Below are 16,601 nucleotides of genomic sequence, written 5' to 3' on the forward strand. Positions count from 1 at the left end.
AACAAGTTGAATTGGTTATACATTTTTTCGTCGCAATTGTGTCTATCTCTCGAGTTTAGCTAGTTTTTATAAGCTCTGGTTTCTAATCAATATAACAAATTTTAGAAGTGCATAAGACAAGATGGTGACATTACTACAGTCATTTCTAGTCACCATATGTTGCTGGCACAGGCTGTTTGTAGTGTTGGCTATTTACTAGTCAGTTTAATCGGAGTGTTTAATTTTTATTGTTGAAAGGTTTTTATATGGCGAAAATTCTATCTTTAGGTCTGACAGGTAAGAAATTACTTGCTCAGGGGTTCTTGTTTGTTCTGCTAGGTCTCATCTTGATGGTCACGGGGACTTGGTTGCCAGTAAAGGTTATTCGACTGGTTCTGTTTTTAGCTTGGATAGCAACGGTCTTAGATTTAGTATTACGTATTTTCAAAAAAAGTCAGTCAACGGACACCTTGGGAGTTGCACTGGTTAAATTGTTAGTGCTGGGATATTTGCTTGGCTCCAATCTTGCGACGGATGTGCCGATTTATATTTTGGCTCTTGTGATTGGAGTTTATCAGATTTTTCATGCTAGTATTAACCTTGTCACCTATGTTCTCTACCGCAAAAACAAAATTCGACCTCGTTTTCGTCTCTTACTAGATGGACTCGTACTAGTTTTTCTTGGTGGGACTAGTCTTTTGTCCTCTACAGGAAATTCTGTCTTTCAACTCTTTGTATTAGGGGCTTATTTTTTCCTTTATGGTGTGTCCAATATCCGTGATGGTTTCTTGTTTGAGGAGGAAATTGGGAAAAACCATCTCAAACGTCGCATTAGAATTAGCTTACCTATTGTCCTAGCCGCTCTCATCCCTGCAAGAACTTTAGCAAAAATCAACAAATTCATGCAGGAAAATGCTGATGAGAGAGAGGATATCCATCTTGGAATGGTGAAGTCTGGTAAGACAGCGGAGCTTGAAATTTTTGTTCATACAGCTGAGACCTCTCTGTTTTCGGCAATTGGTCATGTGGATATCTGCTATCAAGGCCGTGTTATTTCTTATGGCAACTATGATCCGTCTTCTGAGACCTTATTTGGCATGGTAGGAGATGGTGTCTTATATTTCTGTGATCGTGACAAGTACATTGACCTATGTAAACGTGAGAGTCAAAAAACGCTTTTTGGTTATGGGATAGATTTGACGCCTGAAATGGAAAAAGCAGTTCAGAAAAAGTTGGCTGAATTGAAACAACTGACGATTCCATGGGAGCCAAGTGCAGATAAAATCATGACAGGTGATGGTAAGGAAGACTACACCTACGCTTATAAAATCAGACATGAGACAGATGGGGAACTTTATAAATTTATCAAATCTAAGTTTAAATCCTACTTTGTCTTATCTACAAACTGTGTGCTCTTGGCTGATACCATAGTCGGTCAGGCTGGCACCGATATCCTCTCACCCAAAGGATTTATCGCTCCAGGAACTTACCAAGCCTACCTTAATCGAGAGTTTGAAAAACCAAATAGTATAGTCGTATCTAAACATGTTTATTAAGGAGAATTTATGAACTTAGTAAAAAAATACACCCCGTTAATACTTTTTATAGGGCTGGTTGCTCTTGTAATTCTGAATGCATCGAGCTTTATATCAGGAGCAATCTCTCTCTTTGATGTAATATCAACCTTGATTTATGGTGCTGTTATTGCTTTTGTGCTTAATGTTCCTATGAAAAAAATTGAACAGTACTTAGTTAAATTGAAGGTAAAGGCAGAGTTGCGTCGTCCGATTGCCATGGTACTTGTTTTCCTAGCTCTTATCTTAATCGTGATTGCTCTTTTGGTTTTGGTGCTGCCAACCCTAGCCCAGACTATTAGTCAGCTGGGAACAGTCCTTTCAACAGTCCTTACTCAACTTGGGAAATTGCTAGGCAGCTCGGAATTTGTAACCAAAGACATGTTGTCAACTATCGTATCAGGCATACAGGGACAATCTAGTTCTATTAGCCAAGCTTTGATAGGTTTTTTATCAGGTCTGACTAGTAATATCGGCAATATTTTTTCAAGTTTGATGAATGCCTTTTTGATTATAGTCTTCACCTTTTTATTTTTATCCAGTAAGGAACATTTGGCAGCGATGACGAGTCGACTTCTAAAAGTTTTTCTTCCAGAGAAGGTGGTGATAAAGTTGACTTACATTGGACAAGTAGCACTAGAGACTTATGACCAATTTTTGATGAGTCAGCTGATTGAAGCAGTTATCATAGGAGTTATGATAGCGGTTGGTTACAGCGTGTTTGGGATACCCTATGGAGTAATGACAGGTATCTTTGCAGGAGTGCTATCGTTCATTCCTTATGTAGGGCCTATGATTGCTTGTGTTGTGGGAGCGATTTTTATCTTCACAGTGAGTCCTACTCAAGCCTTACTTTCTCTTCTTCTATATCAAGTTATACAGCTGATTGAAGGAAACCTTATTTATCCTAGAGTTGTAGGTCAGTCTATTGGTTTGCCAGCTATTTTCACGCTTGCGGCTGCTAGTATTGGAGGCAATCTCTTTGGCTTACTTGGGATGATATTCTTTACACCGATATTTGCTGTTATCTATCGACTGGTTAAGGAATTTGTCGTTGCAAAGGAAAATCAGGTAGATTAAGAAAAACTAAATTTAATAAGATATACTGAGAAGAGAGTGAGAGATTCTCTTCTCTTTTATTTTTAAATACTTTTCTACAAAAAGCTATTAGACGTTAAAAAAAGCCTTGGTTTCAAGGCTTATTTCTGTTGATTTAGATGTGCCCCCTGCAGGGCTCGAACCTGCGCCCCATAGCTTAAGAGTCTACTGCTCTACCAACTGAGCTAAGGAGGCAACAGAAAAAGCTGAGAATGTAACTTCCCAGCTATTTTAATATGCCCAAAATGGCAGCTAGATTATTTACGAAAGGCATCAAGGATATAGGTGAAACCAACAATTAAAAATGCAAAGGCAACGACATAAACGACAAAGACACTTGTAGCTACTGGATTGAACAAAATCACTAGACCTAGTAAAAATGCAAGCAACGCTATCCACATGATATGGTTGCCAATAATAGGGAAAATCAATCCCAGACGATTGCCTTTAAAGAAAGCTATAATGGCTTCTACAATTAACCAAATTCCTAAAATAGTTGGAATGACAACTGGCAGCGTCACAAAGCCATAGGCAACGAGGTAAAGAGCTAAGAGAAGATTAACAATCCCTTGGAAAAGATGAGCTGGTGAGCGAAGCTCTTTTGGTACAGAGAAATAGCCTAAAATAGCTGCTATAGAAGAAACCAGTAAACCAAATGCAATCCACCAGCTGTAAGCAACAAGATTAGCTACTGGGTTTGTAAATAGGAAAAGTCCTAAAAGGACAAAAACAACTCCTGCAAGGAATAGCAGTAAACGATTAGAAAATTTCATTTCAATACCCCCTATATAGTATAGTATAGTTTGATAATAAAAATATTATACACCTTTTTAGAGGAAATGTCAATAAACAAAATGGAAAATTTGGAAGTTTCAGTCTGATTTATGAAAAGAAAATCAGTTTTTATTATTTTGAAAATAAAAAGAGAAGATAAAATTTGTCTTCTCTACATGAAAATATTGTATGGCATCAAAGCAAAAGTAACTGGCTTTACACTATTTGTAAAGATGTAATTTGATTCAAAAAGAAAAGATAGATTTAAAAGTGGGGCAAATGATGAGGCAAATCAGTTATAGATAAGCAAAAAAGCCTTGGTTATCAAGGCTTTTCCTGTTGTATGTAGATGCCCCCTACAGTCGATTTAGAGTTGAAATAAGTAAACATGAGTAACAAAAATATTGATAAATCAAGGTTTTGCCACTCTCTAAATCGTATGTAAAAATAAAAGGTAGAACAAAAGTAGAACACTTTTTATCTTACTTCTTTGAGGATGAGTATCAAAGCATCTAAGACACGGGAGCGTTGTTCTGTTGGAAGAGTTTTTAATTCATCAACAAGTAGAGTAATTTTTGGATCTTCTTCTTTTAATTGTATATCAAAGAATGTATCTAAATCTACTTCTAATGCTTCCATTACTTTCTCTAGAGTTTGAATCTTTAAGTTAGTTGAAAGATTTTCTAATTTGTAGATATAATTAGTACCTAAATCAGCCATCTCTTCTAGTTGTTCTTGAGTATATCCTCTTTCTAAGCGTAATAGACGGATTCTTTTAGAGATGTAATCTTGAAGATTGGTTTTGTTATTTATCATTTAGCACCTCGCTAATTACATGATACATACAAACGATTACATTTTTTAGACTTTTAAGGGTTGTTTTTATATAAAATAACTCCCAAAAGTTATTTGTTATGATATAATGAAATTACAAACAAATTTAATGAGGATTAATATGAAAAAACAACTAATCGCAACAACAGCCATCGCAACTGCGAGTCTTTTCGGCACAATCGGAACTGCTAATGCAAATGAGGTAGAGCTTCCATTGCCTACAACTGCTAAAAATGAACCCGCTTTGGTAGAGAAAGAAGCACCTAAGAAAGTGGAAGTGAAAACTCCTACTAAGGAAGAAGTCGCTGAACTTGGTGCTACTGCTAAACAAACCCAAGAAGCATCTGACAAAGCAAAAGAAGTCTTGGATCAAGCAAATGACGCTTCTGACCAAGCAGAAAAGAAAGTTACTGATTTGAAACAAGCTCAAGCAGATGCTCAGAAGACTGCTGACAAAGCAACACCTGAAGCTATCAAAGATGCAGAGAAGAAAGTGGAAACTGCAAAAGCAAGTGTTCCTACCAAAGAACAAGCGGTATCAACTGCGCAAGCTGACCAAGATGATGCTGACCGTAATGTCGCTATTCAAGGCAAAACTGTAGGTACAAAACAAGCAGAAGTGACTCAAGCACAAAACACAGTTAATGATGCTAAAGCAGAAGTAGAAAACGCACAAAAGGCTCTCAATGGCGAAGGTCTTGCTGACGCTAAAGAAAAACAAGCGGAAGCTATCAAAGAAGAAGCTACAAGCAAACAAGCTCAAGCAGATGCTCAAAAGGCTCTTGATGAAGCTAAAGCACAAAACCAAGACCATGCTACACAAGTCAAACAAGCAGAACAAACAGTTAAATCTGCTCAAGCAAACCTTGAAAGCAAATCTCAAGAAAAAGAAACTGCAAAAACAAATGCAGATCAAGCAAATACCACTTATAACCAAGCGGTATCTATGCTCAACGCACTTCAAAAGGATACTAAAGCAACCATCACTCTTGCCCCAGACTTTATCAAGGCTGTGAAAGATAAAATTGCTTTCCGTGAACAACTTCGTACAGATGAAACTTTGAGTGAGGACTACATTTCTAATAAAGGGCGTGAACTTTACAACAAAATCGTAGAATCTCAACTCCAAAACCGCACCCTCAACAAGTACACACCATCCGCCAAAGACCAAGCAGATGAAACTCGTTACGACATTAACAATCTTCCTAAAGAAGTCACAGATGAACTTAATTATTTCGTAGCAGACCTCATCAACCAAATGCGCCGCCAACTTGGTTTGCCAGATGTGGTTCTTTCAAAATCAAGCCTTGAGTTTGCCAACAAAATCGCTAAAGAGTATGTCAAAGCAAATTGGTCAAACGCTATGCGTGATGCGAACTTTGCTAAAGGTGGTTCAGGTCACTACGCTAAAGGTATTTACAAAGTCGCTAAAGAGTACGGTTTGAATAGTACATTCTCAGAAGAAACTATTAAAGAGTACGCTGAAAAAGGGTTGCAACCTTACGAAAGTGCAGTCGGAACATACGATCCAAAACAACTTTCAACTGATGCTGACCAAGTTCTTCGTAAGACTGTAGGAGAAATGAAAGAGGAATTGTACAACAACCTCATTGAACTTGTTTCTCATAAGAATGACTACCTACATACACAAGGTATTCTTCAATTCGACTATGCTGATGAAACTGTGTACTTCGGAGGTGTAGCACAAAGTGTAACTGATGATTATTACACAACTCACTTCCTCACAAGCATCCGCACAACTAACGTAGACGGCTCAAAATGGGATAAAACTCCTATTGTGAACCCACTAAGCAACACAAACAAAGAGCAAGAACTTGCCAAAGCTCGCCAAACGCTTGCTGATGCTATGACTGCTCGTAAAGACGCTCAAGACAAACTCGAAGCAACAAGCAAAGCGGTATCAGATGCCCAAATTGCTCTTCAAAACGCTCAAGCTACTTTGAAAGCCTTGAACAATGGGGAAAACCCACTTGCAAACGCTCAAAAGGTTTTCAACGAAGCGAAAGACCGTCATGATAAAGCAGTTGTGACACTTGCAAATGCTAATGCCCTTGTCAATAATTTGACTGCTTCTAAGGCTACAAAAGAGGAAGCTCTTACACAAGCCCAAGCAACTCTTAAAGACGCTGAGAAAGCTCTTCAAACTGCACAAGATGAACTTAAAGCAGAAGAAGATAAGATGGCAACTCTTGAAGCAATCGCTTCAAATAAAGCCCAAGCGGTATCTACTGCTAAGAAAAATCTTCAAGATGCCAAAGACCAAGTTAAACAAGCTGAGAAAGAACTTGCCGACCTTAAAGGTGCGAAAGCTCGCTTGAATGAAGTGAAAGCAGAGCTTGAACAAGCCGAAAAAGCACTTCAAGATGCTTACAAAGTACAAAACAAAGCGAAAGTAGACTACGAAGTGAAGAGCCTTGCAGCAGACCAAGCTAAGACTGCTTATGAAACTGCCAAAGCGAAGTTTGAAGAAGCCGAAACAAAACGCTTGGTAGCTCTTGCAGATGCTAAACGTAAAGAGCTTGAACACTTGGGGTATAAACCAGTTCCAGTTATGGATCAAAAGGGTAACATTGTGGACTACAAAGCAGAAAAAGTAACGGTAGGCACTAAAGACGATAAAACCTATCAAGCACCTGCACAAGCTAGTCAAACAAAAGCAGAACCTAAGAAACAACTTCCAAATACTGGAACGAAAGAATCAAGTCTCCTAGCATTGCTTGGAGCAAGTGTTGGTCTACTTGCTTTAGTAGGAAAACGAAAATATAGATAAAACGAATAGGTTGGGCAAAAGTATTTAAAATAAGAAAAACGCATATTATCAGGTGTTGAAAAACCTTGATACTATGCGTTTTGTAATGGAAAGATTTACTCAAATTTCTCTTTAAACTGAATTTATTCAGCCTCTTTTTTGATAAATATAGTAAAAATAATGCTTAGGATTAGTAATTATCCTAAGCATTTTATTATTGAGTGAAATTTTTGATGAATGTTGAATATTCTTCTAGTGATTTTCTTAATTCAATGAATAGTTGGCGTACGGTGGGAAAGTTAATATTCATTTTCAACTTGTGATTAACTTCTTGAGCTACTAAATTAGTAAATAAACTAGTCCTATATTTTCTTTTATCTATTTTATTATACTGTGGAATATCGATATTCTTTTTAAGAATATTCTCAGCGTTAAATACTTTCCGAAACGTAGTTAAAAAGACACTAGTTGTTTCGATATTAAGTAAATAAAGAAATTTTTCTATTCGATATAAATACAATTCTTTGTTTTTAATTACTTCAAGTTCATACTTAGATTCAATTTTCGTAAAATCTTCAATTACTTTGTTAAGGGAATGCATAATACAATCAATATAGAATTGAGGGGATTCTAGGGAATCTATTTTATAGTTCATTAAATCAGATAAAGTTAATTCTCTAATTTTAAAATTTGAAGCACTTTCAGCAAAGGTGCAATCAATTAAATATAGTGTTTTTTCATCTAATTCTGATAAAGTTTTCATTCCTTCTATAATAATTTGCTTTTGAGTTAGTGGCTGATGAATCTTATGTTTTGTATTCTCCATATCCACAAAAATTAAAAAATCTTTAAATAATTGTTCTGTTGCAGGAATACCGATTAAATGTTTTTTGTATTTTTCATCTATTTGCTTTTGGGATTTGGTGAGTTTAGAAGAAGTCCATTTATCCAAAACTCTATCATCTTCAGGAGCATCATCTCCAAAGTACTTATATAAAAAAGTACGTTTCTTAGTTGCCCCCCTAGTAGTTTTTAAGGATTTGTGCTTTTCCCATTGCATTTTGATTATAGTACAAAAAACTGCATCATTTTTTATGAAATTTTGAAATAATTCCATGATTTTATTATCATTAATCTTTTGTATTTTTAATGAGTCGATAGTTTTTGATTTTTTTTTATAGATATCAATGATAGTTTCAGATGTATGTATTTCTTCTAAAAATTTTTCAATTAAGTAGGAATTGCTTTCCATATAAAGATACTTCCTTTTTATATAAATTATACTATTATACCATATTTTTAAGATTTTAGGTACAAATTAAATAAATTTTTTTCAACAAAAATTGCTTATATGTAACTATTATTTTTCTATATACTTAGAATGTAAGTAAGAAACTTACAAATATAATTTTAGTCCCAAATGATGGCCATCAAAAGGACGGAATGAAACAAGTATGATGACATAACGATAACGGTTATGTCTTGCGTAAAATTGTTTCGCCGTGTTTTTGGTGTGCTTTTTTCACTGCTTACTTTGGCGTTCAAGAATTGCTCATATATGTTTCTTTCCGTCCGAGGACAGGAAGGATTTTATATGTCAAAAATTGAAAGTCGAAGAAATCGAGAAATTGATTCAGCTGCTGCTACTGGCAAATGGTCAGAAGTCAGTCGTTTGTTGGAGCAACCTTTTCAAAATTTAGAGCGAAAAGGTAGGAAGTATGGTCTTAGTAGTCTTAACTCTTTAACTGTAACAGAAGGAAAGACAACAGAGCTAATTGATTTTATAGATGATGATACTTACAATCCTGAAAAGGATTTGCTAAGAAAAGAAAGGAGTGAATATCTTGATAAGGCTCTTCAAAAACTTTCAGAAGACGATTTACATATTTTCTTAGAAGTGGCTTTGAAGGGGACATCAGCTTTACAATTAACGAAAGAGACTTCATATAAGAGTCACAAGACTATACAACGTCACTATGAGAAAGCAGTACTTTTCTTACAGAAAGAGCTCAAAGATTATTTCTAAAAAAAGTTAAAAAATTTTTGGCAGGAAGTACCAACTTCCTGCTTTTTTTCTCCTTATAGATAAGGGAGGAATTTATATGAAATAAAAACCAAATATTTTCACTACTATGTGATTCTCTACATATATTAGTAGAAATGTCGATGAATAGAGATAGAAACGAGAACAATCATGAATTGTTTAACTTTACAAACAGCAGGTTTACTACTTGGTGTCTCAGATAGTAAAGATTTTGAGACAGGGATTATAGTTGGTGCGACTTTTCAAATTGGTAGTCGTACGGCTAATGGAAGATTTACAACACATTCAATAAAAGTTATGAATGTAAATGCTAGCGATTTTATGAAGTATCTGGATAGTGTAGTTACGTTGGCACTTTCAAATGCTACAATTAGCGCGTACAGCTCAGGTAATAGTGCTTCTTTGTCAATTAAAGCTGAGTCTGTAAAAGTCTCTCAAGCTAGTTGAGGTATTTAATATGTTTAAAAATAAGTATAGAATAGCAGTAGATTATTTCAAAAAATGTACAGAGTTAGAGAAGTTTCTACTAATTCTTGTGTCATTAGCTTTGTTTGTTGCATTTATTTATGCTTTACCCACTCTTCTAGATATTTCATTTAAAGTATTTACTTTGATACTTGTAATGATATTTGGGATTTGTTTTTGGAGGTATTATAATAAACCAGAGGGAGTGTATTATGATACCAGCAAAATGTCGTTGTGTTTTAGCCAACTCGTGAGGAGACTGGATTCAGATTCAAAAAATCGTTATCTTCTTCAAAATTGGCAAGCAGTTCGAGCGAACAAGAAAGAAACCGCAAAAGTTATTGAAGTAGTGTGCGTGACAGATTCAAATGTTAAAGATTTCAACTCTAATGAGGTTGAAGCTCAAATAAGTATTTATTTGTCGGAGTTTCTTGAAAATCATGGTATGACTTCGACAAACGCTGAAAGCTTTTCGTGTCAATCAGTAGCAGTAGCTGAGTATAATAACGTGAACTATCTATTTATACGTTTTTTGATTGCTGTTAATGAGAATGAAGCTAGTTCTTTCAAGGAAGAACTAGATGTATATAAAGCTGAGCAAAAGACAATTGAGCAGGTAGAAGATAGTGACTTCAGTAATTAATGCTGTACTAGATACTGAGTTGTTGAGTCGAGGAATTTATTTTCCTCGCTCGATAGATCTAAAAAAACCACATTTAGCGATTTTTGGTTCGAGTGGAAGTGGTAAGACATATGCAAGTCAGTTATTTCTTGCAAAAGCAGTTTTGAACTCTGCAAAATTAGTTGTAGCAGATTTTAAAGGGGATTTGGAATTTTCATTTCTTGAAAATCAGGAGCACTTTTATAGATTTGAAAGAGTAGGATTGTTCTTTGATTTTGTATCTGATACTTTGCTGAAAAACAGACAGTCTGGACAAGACAAAAGCAGAAGTCTAATCATATGTTTTATTGATGAAATGAGTGCGTATTTTACGATGCTAGAAAAGAAAGAACGTGATATTAGGATTAGACAACTTTCAAGAATTTTGATGCTTGGTAGGTCTTTTAATATCCATGTTTGGATTAGTCAGCAAAGACCGGATGCCGAATACTTTGGTAAGTCGAGAGAAAATATACATAACATTCTACTTCTGGGGTCATTCAGTAAAGAAGTATTAAGTATGTTACTAAGTGATGATAAAGATGTAGTCAGTCGTAGACAGAGTCGAGGTAAAGGTTACTTAATTAGTTCTGGAGAAACAACTAAAGAGATTGTAGTTCCTCGTTATAATGTTGCTAAAGTGCAGAGTAAAATTCTGGAGGGTATGTATAAGAGTGGAAATAGTGAGGCAGTTGACTCTGAGTAGCCTTTGGCGAAGCAGAATGTCTTACTGCCTCGCTCGGCTTTGCCGAGCAGTAGGGGGATATGTAATGACCCCCGTTCCGTAATTATTAAAGAAAAGAGAGGATTTATAAGATGGGTATATTTAACATTGTAGACGTTTTAAAAGAACAGGACTCAGCTAGTAATACGGGAGAGAGAAATCCTGTTGTAATTGCTTCTATTGATGAAGTAACATTTGTGATAAAACCAACAGAAGACACAATTGGTGATTATCCCTCGCACTGGTATCAGATTGCAACTGAATTAGTGGGAACAGTAATTGATAAGTTGTCATTGGACAGTTTATTTGGAGAGGTAATAAATGTATCTACACCACCTGCAGGTTATACAAATGCAGTTAGTTTTAAAAACTTACCACACTATTTTTCAATTGCATTTCATGAGACAAATTTTGTCATGGGGATAGTTATAAAATTTTCTGCAGCATCATTAGCATACTATCGCGATGCTTTCAAAGAGTACTTTGGAGAAAGTATTGACGTTCATGTGATGTCTAGACTACTTGATGAACCTTACTGGGAATTAAGAATAAGTAGGATTGATTTAGCGATTGATTACTTCAATTTTGATATGAGTGTTGATGAGTTATACAAGGGCATTAAAGGCAGTAGCATTATTTTAAAAAATCATAGAGGAATAAAAAACACTTCTAAGATTGTTGCGACTGAAGTAGATAATGTAGTTAACACTATTTACTTTGGTTCAAAAAAGAAGAATAGTAATGCATTATTGAGGGTTTATAACAAAAAACAAGAGCAACTTGATAAGCATGGAAGGTTTTTACATTTACTAACTCTTTGCAATTCGTGGGTTAGGTTTGAGGCAAGTTATAGAGGAAACTTTTCTAACCAGATTTTGAAGCAACTATTGACTGTGAATAATGAAGAGGAGTTAGGAGAGTTAGTTGCAAATAAAATGATTGACAAATATTCATTTTATGATGCCGAGACAAATGAACCAATTGAGTTTACTAAGTATCTTGAGCATACACAATCGTTATACGCAGGGTTGAAGTCGCTATCTAGTAGGAATAATGACTTAATGTCTACAATTTCTCACATAATGAAAGGAAGTGGTTTTTTTCCACTGATAAAAAAAGTTGAGAGTATTTGGGGGATTGAAGCAAGAAATAAATTCATTATTCGCTTGATACAAGAATATGAACGTCACTATAATGCTAATCAGGATGTAGAATTGTGGTTAAAAAAATTTGCTACAGAATTATCAAAAATACCATTTGATAGTTTTCTAGAGGATTCTTTGTCAGTATATTATAAAAACACGAAGACGAAAAAAGGAAAAAATCGTTTTGAGGTAGTGGAGAAATAAGATGGATAAACTGGTTGTCGATTTAAAAGGGGTAGTTATACAGCTTCCTAATTCTTATGTTATCGTTAATCGTGATGAATATGATGATTTGAAGAGCAATGCGGATAAAGGTAAATATATGACTTTGAAACAATTGCTCACATTATTATCAGTATCACGTCCTTGGCTTCTTGATAATGTATTATATAACCCCAAAATTCGGAGAGAAATTGATGTTGAATTAAATCCTAACGGATTTGTTAAATATCCTGAAAACCAAGGTGGACGCTATTTCTTTTTAGCCAGTAAAACAAAACAATGGTTTGAAGATAACTTCAGAGAAATTATGGTATAATAGCCTTGGCAAAACCTTGGTTATCTATGAAAGAGGTAACTAATGGCAACTTTTAGACAACGTACAAAAGGTGGTACATAGGATTATAGAATTGTAGATAATGACAAAAAACTTGTTGCATCTAAAGGCGGCTTCAGAACTAAGAAGGAAGCAGAAAAAGAAGCTTTAGCTATTGAATTAAAGTTGATGTCAGGTGCAAAAATTAATTCGCAAGCAAGTTTATATGAGTTATGGGAAGAGTGGTTTGATGTTGTTGTAAGACCACTTGGAAAAAGTGAATCAACGCTTTTTAAGCATAAGAAGAGAGGGGACTTGATAAAGGAACTTTTTCAAGATAGATCAGCAACTTCTATTCGTTTTAGTCAATATCAACGAGCTTTAAATTCTTATGCTGAAAGGGTTACAAAAGATACCGTAGCACGATTAAATTCAGAAATCCGAAAAGTCATTCAGTTTGCTCAACGTGACCAACTAGATATAGTTGATTTTACTGATGGTGCGATTATTTCAGGAATGAAGAAAAGCAAGACAACTGACGAAAAATATATTGACAATATTGAAGACTATTATAAAATTTTAGTTCATTTAAAAAGTCAGCTCAATTACAGTAAGTCGGTGATTCCTTATCTTTTGTTTGTTTCCTTTAAAACAGGGATGCGTTTTGGAGAAATTTTAGGATTAACTTGGGATTGTATTGATTTTGAAAATCAAGTAATTCACACTTATAGGCGCTACTATAATTATAAATGGAGACCACCCAAAACGGATACATCTGTTCGAGATGTGCCTATAGATGAAGAAACATCTGAGGTTTTGAAATTATTAAAGAAAGAACAAAAGATTGTCTATAAAAATCAAGGGATTAAGGAAAAAGAAAATTTTCTTTTCTATGATACTGTGTATGGAGTTCCTAGTAACAATGCTGTAAATCAAAGTTTACAATCGCTACTAAAAAAACTAGAAATTTTTCCATATAATTTAACTGCTACAGGTATTAGACATACTTATGCTAGTATGTTGCTTGCAAAAGGAATTGATATCTGGGTAGTTGCTCATGTAATGGGTCATAAAAATATAAAACAGGTAACAGAAACATATGGTCATCTTTTAAAAGAGAAGAAAGAAAAAGAACATCAGATTATTCGAAATCTTTTAAGTGAGTATCCGTTGGTAGAACAAAAGTAGAACAGATACGAAAAAAAGCCTTTAGAATAAGGCTTTTAGGCACTAAATTATGCCCCCTACAGGGATCGAACCTGTGACCCACGGATTAAGAGTCCGCTGCTCTGCCAGCTGAGCTAAGGAGGCAAAGAAAAAAGCTGTATTGGTGCCGAAACTTCACGGTTTGTATTGAACCCGCGCAATTAAGCAGGTGGGCAACTCGCTCTAACTGAAGCTGTTTCCGTGTGAGACGGCCTACATGCTGTTAGAAGACTTTTGTTTCCCTAATAATACAAAAAATAGTCGGTCAACACTTAAGTGTGAAGTCGTACACCACAGCGTTTCTATGTTTATATGATACCACTTTTTCAAAAAAAATCAAGAGGAAAGTGCAATTTTTTGAAAAGGATTTCAGATTTTTCGCAAACGGTCGATAGCTTCCTTTCTTTGAGCCAAAGCCCGTTCATATTTACCAGTATCTTCTGCTTGGAAATAGTGATGATTGCGAATTTTTTCTGGCAGATAGTCTTGCTTGACCCAATTTCCAGGATAGTTGTGTGGATAGAGATAATCTTGGGCATTCCCCAGTTCCTTGCTTCCGCTGTAGTGCCCATCACGCAGGTGTCGCGGAATAGGCAAGTGTCCTGATGTTTTGAGGTCAGCAAGTGCCTTATCCATAGCCACATAGGCCGAGTTGGATTTTGGAGAAAGGGCCAAATCAATCACGACATTGGCAATGAGAATGCGGGCTTCTGGGAATCCAATCTTCTGGGCAGCATCAAGAGCAGTCACGGTGTGAATCTGGGCTTCAGGATTGGCCAAACCGATATCTTCATAAGCGATAACAGTCAAACGACGAGCGAGACTTGGCAAATCACCAGCCTCAATCAAGCGGGCAGCATAGTGAAGACTGGCATCAACATCTGAGCCACGGATAGACTTTTGCAGGGCAGATAGAACGTCATAGTGACCGTCTCCATCTTTGTCCATGGTAATGTAGCTCCGCTGCAGGCTATTTTCCATGATGTCGAGGGTGATGTGGCGGATGCCCTCGTCATTTTCAGGGGTAGAGAGAACTGCCAAATCCAGTGAGTTAAAGGCGGAGCGCAGGTCTCCGTTTGTAGAGGTTGCGATGAAATCCAGCGCATCTTCATCTAGTTCTACTGGAAAATCAAAACCACGCTCAGGGTTACTTAGAGCTATCTGGAGTGCCTCTTTGACTTCTTGGTTAGACAGAGGTTCCAACTCAAAAATCTGAACACGGCTACGAATGGCAGGAGTGACAGAAAAGAAGGGATTTTCAGTCGTAGCGCCAATCATGATGACCAGTCCACTTTCCAAGAGAGGCAAGAGGAAGTCTTGCTTGGTTTTATCTAGTCTATGAATCTCGTCTAGCAATAGGACGAGGCCACCAGAAAATTTAGCCTCTTCCGCGATTTCTTGGAGTCTTTTTTTACTATCAACCGTCGCATTGAAAGTTCGAAAGGCATACTTAGTAGTCCCAGCGATGGCTGAGGCAATACTGGTCTTGCCGATTCCTGGAGGTCCATATAGAATCATGGAGGACAGGCGGTTGGCTTCTACCATGCGGCGGATAATTTTTCCAGGGCCGACCAGATGCTTCTGACCGATGACCTGGTCGATGGTTTTAGGGCGCATACGAAGCGCGAGATTGTCTGGCATAGCAGTCCTTTCTAGCGTGGATTTTCTGATGTATATGTGGTAAGATGGTAGTATCTATTTTAGCATATTTCCGAGCAATCGGGGCGATTTAAGAGTCGCATAGAAAGAGGTCAAAATGGCAACATATGGATTTTTAGATGTTTTAGAGGAAGAGTTGGAGAAGAATTTTCCCTTTGACTTTGAGATTAGTTGGGACAAGCGCAACCACGCGGTTGAAGTGAGTTTTTTGTTAGAAGCGCAAAATGCTGCAGGCGTGGAGATGGTGGATGAAGACGGAGAGGTTTCGTCAGATGACATTCTCTTTGAAGAAGCAGTGCTTTTTTACAATCCTGCTAAATCAACAGTCAATGAGGAAGACTATTTGACTGTCATTCCTTACTTGCCTAAAAAAGGATTTTCCCGCGAATTCTTAGCTTATTTTGCGCTATTCCTTAAAGATACTGCCGAGGTTGGACTAGATGCCCTCATGGACTTTTTGGAAGACCCAGAAGCAGAAGAATTCGTCATGGAATGGAACCAAGAAGTCTTTGAAGAAGGAAAAGTAGGCTTGGAAGAGGGAGAGTTTTATCCATATCCGAGATACTAGGAGTTTGACATGGAAATAGAGATTTCTGATTTCACAGGCTGTAAGATTGCTTTGTTTTGTGGGGATAGTCTCTTGACTATCTTACGCGATGATAAGGCAAGCATTCCCTGGCCCAATATGTGGGAACTGCCCGGTGGGGGACGCGAGGAGGATGAAAGTCCTTTTGAGTGCGTGGCGCGTGAAGTTTATGAAGAACTGGGAATTCATTTGACTGAGGATTGTCTGCTTTGGAGTAAGGTTTATCCAAGTATGCTTTTTGCGGATAAACAATCTGTATTTCTAGTCGGTCAGTTAACACAGAACCAGTTTGACAATATCACCTTTGGTGATGAAGGGCAGGGCTATCAGCTCATGAATGTCAAGGAATTTCTTAGCTCCAGTCAAGTTGTACCTCATTTGCAAGAGAGATTAAAAGATTATTTAAAAGTAAGTGATTAGAAAGGATGGTTCGGTTAAATTTCTAAACTGAACCCGCCCTAAACACTGTGCCAAAAAGATAAACTTCTCATAGACACAAGCGTCTTCAGAGAAGTTTCTATTTTGGCTTTGTGTTTTACGGGCTTGG

The 16,601-nt window shown here is 36.6% G+C and carries 16 protein-coding genes and 2 tRNA genes; 12 read left to right on the forward strand and 6 right to left on the reverse strand.

Going from position 1 to position 16,601, the window contains the following annotated elements:
- The first annotated feature begins 245 nt into the window (after window positions 1-245).
- Both CYK18_RS07795 and CYK18_RS07800 read left to right on the forward strand, forming a co-directional pair.
- Window positions 246-1,535, forward strand: coding sequence for a membrane protein (locus CYK18_RS07795; RefSeq protein WP_001062783.1), 1,290 nt, complete (start codon window positions 246-248; stop codon window positions 1,533-1,535).
- A gap of 9 nt (window positions 1,536-1,544) precedes the next feature.
- Window positions 1,545-2,633, forward strand: a complete 1,089-nt coding sequence (locus CYK18_RS07800; RefSeq protein WP_049551477.1) for an AI-2E family transporter — start codon at window positions 1,545-1,547, stop codon at window positions 2,631-2,633.
- Window positions 2,634-2,773: 140 nt separating this feature from the next.
- On the opposite strand, the gene CYK18_RS07805 is transcribed toward CYK18_RS07800, so the two are convergent.
- From CYK18_RS07805 to CYK18_RS07815, 3 genes are all read right to left on the reverse strand, one after another.
- A tRNA-Lys gene (locus tag CYK18_RS07805) sits at window positions 2,774-2,846 on the reverse strand.
- A gap of 62 nt (window positions 2,847-2,908) precedes the next feature.
- Window positions 2,909-3,424, reverse strand: coding sequence for a DUF308 domain-containing protein (locus CYK18_RS07810; RefSeq protein WP_000672739.1), 516 nt, complete (start codon window positions 3,422-3,424; stop codon window positions 2,909-2,911).
- 478 nt (window positions 3,425-3,902) lie between these two features.
- Window positions 3,903-4,238 carry a helix-turn-helix domain-containing protein gene (locus CYK18_RS07815; protein WP_101786067.1) on the reverse strand — a complete coding sequence of 112 codons (336 nt, stop codon included), beginning with the start codon at window positions 4,236-4,238 and terminating at the stop codon, window positions 3,903-3,905.
- Window positions 4,239-4,380: 142 nt separating this feature from the next.
- On the opposite strand from CYK18_RS07815, the gene CYK18_RS07820 reads away from it, so the two are divergent.
- Window positions 4,381-7,050 carry an SEC10/PgrA surface exclusion domain-containing protein gene (locus tag CYK18_RS07820; protein WP_180948030.1) on the forward strand — a complete coding sequence of 890 codons (2,670 nt, stop codon included), beginning with the start codon at window positions 4,381-4,383 and terminating at the stop codon, window positions 7,048-7,050.
- 193 nt (window positions 7,051-7,243) lie between these two features.
- On the opposite strand, the gene CYK18_RS07825 is transcribed toward CYK18_RS07820, so the two are convergent.
- The gene (locus CYK18_RS07825; RefSeq protein WP_101786003.1) at window positions 7,244-8,281 is read right to left on the reverse strand and encodes a hypothetical protein; all 1,038 of its coding nucleotides are present in this window, start codon (window positions 8,279-8,281) and stop codon (window positions 7,244-7,246) included.
- Window positions 8,282-8,623: 342 nt separating this feature from the next.
- Between CYK18_RS07825 and CYK18_RS07830 the strand changes: the two genes are divergently transcribed.
- The 7 genes from CYK18_RS07830 (at window position 8,624) to CYK18_RS07860 (ending at window position 13,791) form a co-directional block, all read left to right on the forward strand.
- On the forward strand, window positions 8,624-9,055 hold the full coding sequence (locus CYK18_RS07830) for a sigma-70 RNA polymerase sigma factor region 4 domain-containing protein (RefSeq protein WP_101786004.1): 432 nt from the start codon (window positions 8,624-8,626) through the stop codon (window positions 9,053-9,055).
- 168 nt (window positions 9,056-9,223) lie between these two features.
- Window positions 9,224-9,520 carry a hypothetical protein gene (locus CYK18_RS07835; protein ID WP_101786006.1) on the forward strand — a complete coding sequence of 99 codons (297 nt, stop codon included), beginning with the start codon at window positions 9,224-9,226 and terminating at the stop codon, window positions 9,518-9,520.
- Between the two features lie 10 nt (window positions 9,521-9,530).
- Window positions 9,531-10,181, forward strand: a complete 651-nt coding sequence (locus CYK18_RS07840; protein ID WP_101786008.1) for a hypothetical protein — start codon at window positions 9,531-9,533, stop codon at window positions 10,179-10,181.
- Window positions 10,165-10,905, forward strand: coding sequence for a type IV secretory system conjugative DNA transfer family protein (locus tag CYK18_RS07845; RefSeq protein ID WP_180948031.1), 741 nt, complete (start codon window positions 10,165-10,167; stop codon window positions 10,903-10,905). The genes CYK18_RS07840 and CYK18_RS07845 overlap by 17 nt, the downstream gene beginning before the upstream one ends.
- A gap of 110 nt (window positions 10,906-11,015) precedes the next feature.
- Window positions 11,016-12,272, forward strand: coding sequence for a replication initiation factor domain-containing protein (locus CYK18_RS07850; protein ID WP_101786012.1), 1,257 nt, complete (start codon window positions 11,016-11,018; stop codon window positions 12,270-12,272).
- Between the two features lies 1 nt (window position 12,273).
- Window positions 12,274-12,606: a DUF771 domain-containing protein gene (locus CYK18_RS07855; RefSeq protein WP_101786014.1), complete on the forward strand. Its 333-nt coding sequence runs from the start codon at window positions 12,274-12,276 to the stop codon at window positions 12,604-12,606.
- Window positions 12,607-12,696: 90 nt separating this feature from the next.
- Window positions 12,697-13,791, forward strand: a complete 1,095-nt coding sequence (locus tag CYK18_RS07860) for a tyrosine-type recombinase/integrase (protein WP_257960176.1) — start codon at window positions 12,697-12,699, stop codon at window positions 13,789-13,791.
- Window positions 13,792-13,841: 50 nt separating this feature from the next.
- Here the strand turns inward: CYK18_RS07860 and CYK18_RS07865 are convergent.
- Window positions 13,842-13,914 (reverse strand) — tRNA-Lys (locus CYK18_RS07865).
- Window positions 13,915-14,178: 264 nt separating this feature from the next.
- Window positions 14,179-15,450, reverse strand: a complete 1,272-nt coding sequence (locus CYK18_RS07870; RefSeq protein ID WP_101786016.1) for a replication-associated recombination protein A — start codon at window positions 15,448-15,450, stop codon at window positions 14,179-14,181.
- 115 nt (window positions 15,451-15,565) lie between these two features.
- Here CYK18_RS07870 and CYK18_RS07875 point away from each other — a divergent pair, with 115 nt between their 5' ends.
- Window positions 15,566-16,036: a DUF3013 family protein gene (locus CYK18_RS07875; protein WP_000257122.1), complete on the forward strand. Its 471-nt coding sequence runs from the start codon at window positions 15,566-15,568 to the stop codon at window positions 16,034-16,036.
- Window positions 16,037-16,045: 9 nt separating this feature from the next.
- On the forward strand, window positions 16,046-16,474 hold the full coding sequence (locus CYK18_RS07880; RefSeq protein ID WP_045605870.1) for an NUDIX hydrolase: 429 nt from the start codon (window positions 16,046-16,048) through the stop codon (window positions 16,472-16,474).
- Window positions 16,475-16,601: the final 127 nt, after the last annotated feature.

This window comes from Streptococcus mitis, from assembly GCF_002860865.1.
GTDB classification, from domain to species: Bacteria; Bacillota; Bacilli; order Lactobacillales; family Streptococcaceae; genus Streptococcus; species Streptococcus mitis_AT.

Bases quoted from the DNA above. Each gene is read 5' to 3' on its own strand.
- CYK18_RS07840 (WP_101786008.1), top strand. From the start codon at position 9,531: ATGTTTAAAAATAAGTATAGAATAGCAGTAGATTATTTCAAAAAATGT.
- CYK18_RS07850 (WP_101786012.1), top strand. From the start codon at position 11,016: ATGGGTATATTTAACATTGTAGACGTTTTAAAAGAACAGGACTCAGCT.
- CYK18_RS07875 (WP_000257122.1), top strand. From the start codon at position 15,566: ATGGCAACATATGGATTTTTAGATGTTTTAGAGGAAGAGTTGGAGAAG.
- CYK18_RS07855 (WP_101786014.1), top strand. From the start codon at position 12,274: ATGGATAAACTGGTTGTCGATTTAAAAGGGGTAGTTATACAGCTTCCT.
- CYK18_RS07825 (WP_101786003.1), bottom strand. From the start codon at position 8,281: ATGGAAAGCAATTCCTACTTAATTGAAAAATTTTTAGAAGAAATACAT.
- CYK18_RS07800 (WP_049551477.1), top strand. From the start codon at position 1,545: ATGAACTTAGTAAAAAAATACACCCCGTTAATACTTTTTATAGGGCTG.
- CYK18_RS07835 (WP_101786006.1), top strand. From the start codon at position 9,224: ATGAATTGTTTAACTTTACAAACAGCAGGTTTACTACTTGGTGTCTCA.
- CYK18_RS07820 (WP_180948030.1), top strand. From the start codon at position 4,381: ATGAAAAAACAACTAATCGCAACAACAGCCATCGCAACTGCGAGTCTT.
- CYK18_RS07830 (WP_101786004.1), top strand. From the start codon at position 8,624: ATGTCAAAAATTGAAAGTCGAAGAAATCGAGAAATTGATTCAGCTGCT.
- CYK18_RS07880 (WP_045605870.1), top strand. From the start codon at position 16,046: ATGGAAATAGAGATTTCTGATTTCACAGGCTGTAAGATTGCTTTGTTT.
- CYK18_RS07795 (WP_001062783.1), top strand. From the start codon at position 246: ATGGCGAAAATTCTATCTTTAGGTCTGACAGGTAAGAAATTACTTGCT.
- CYK18_RS07810 (WP_000672739.1), bottom strand. From the start codon at position 3,424: ATGAAATTTTCTAATCGTTTACTGCTATTCCTTGCAGGAGTTGTTTTT.
- CYK18_RS07870 (WP_101786016.1), bottom strand. From the start codon at position 15,450: ATGCCAGACAATCTCGCGCTTCGTATGCGCCCTAAAACCATCGACCAG.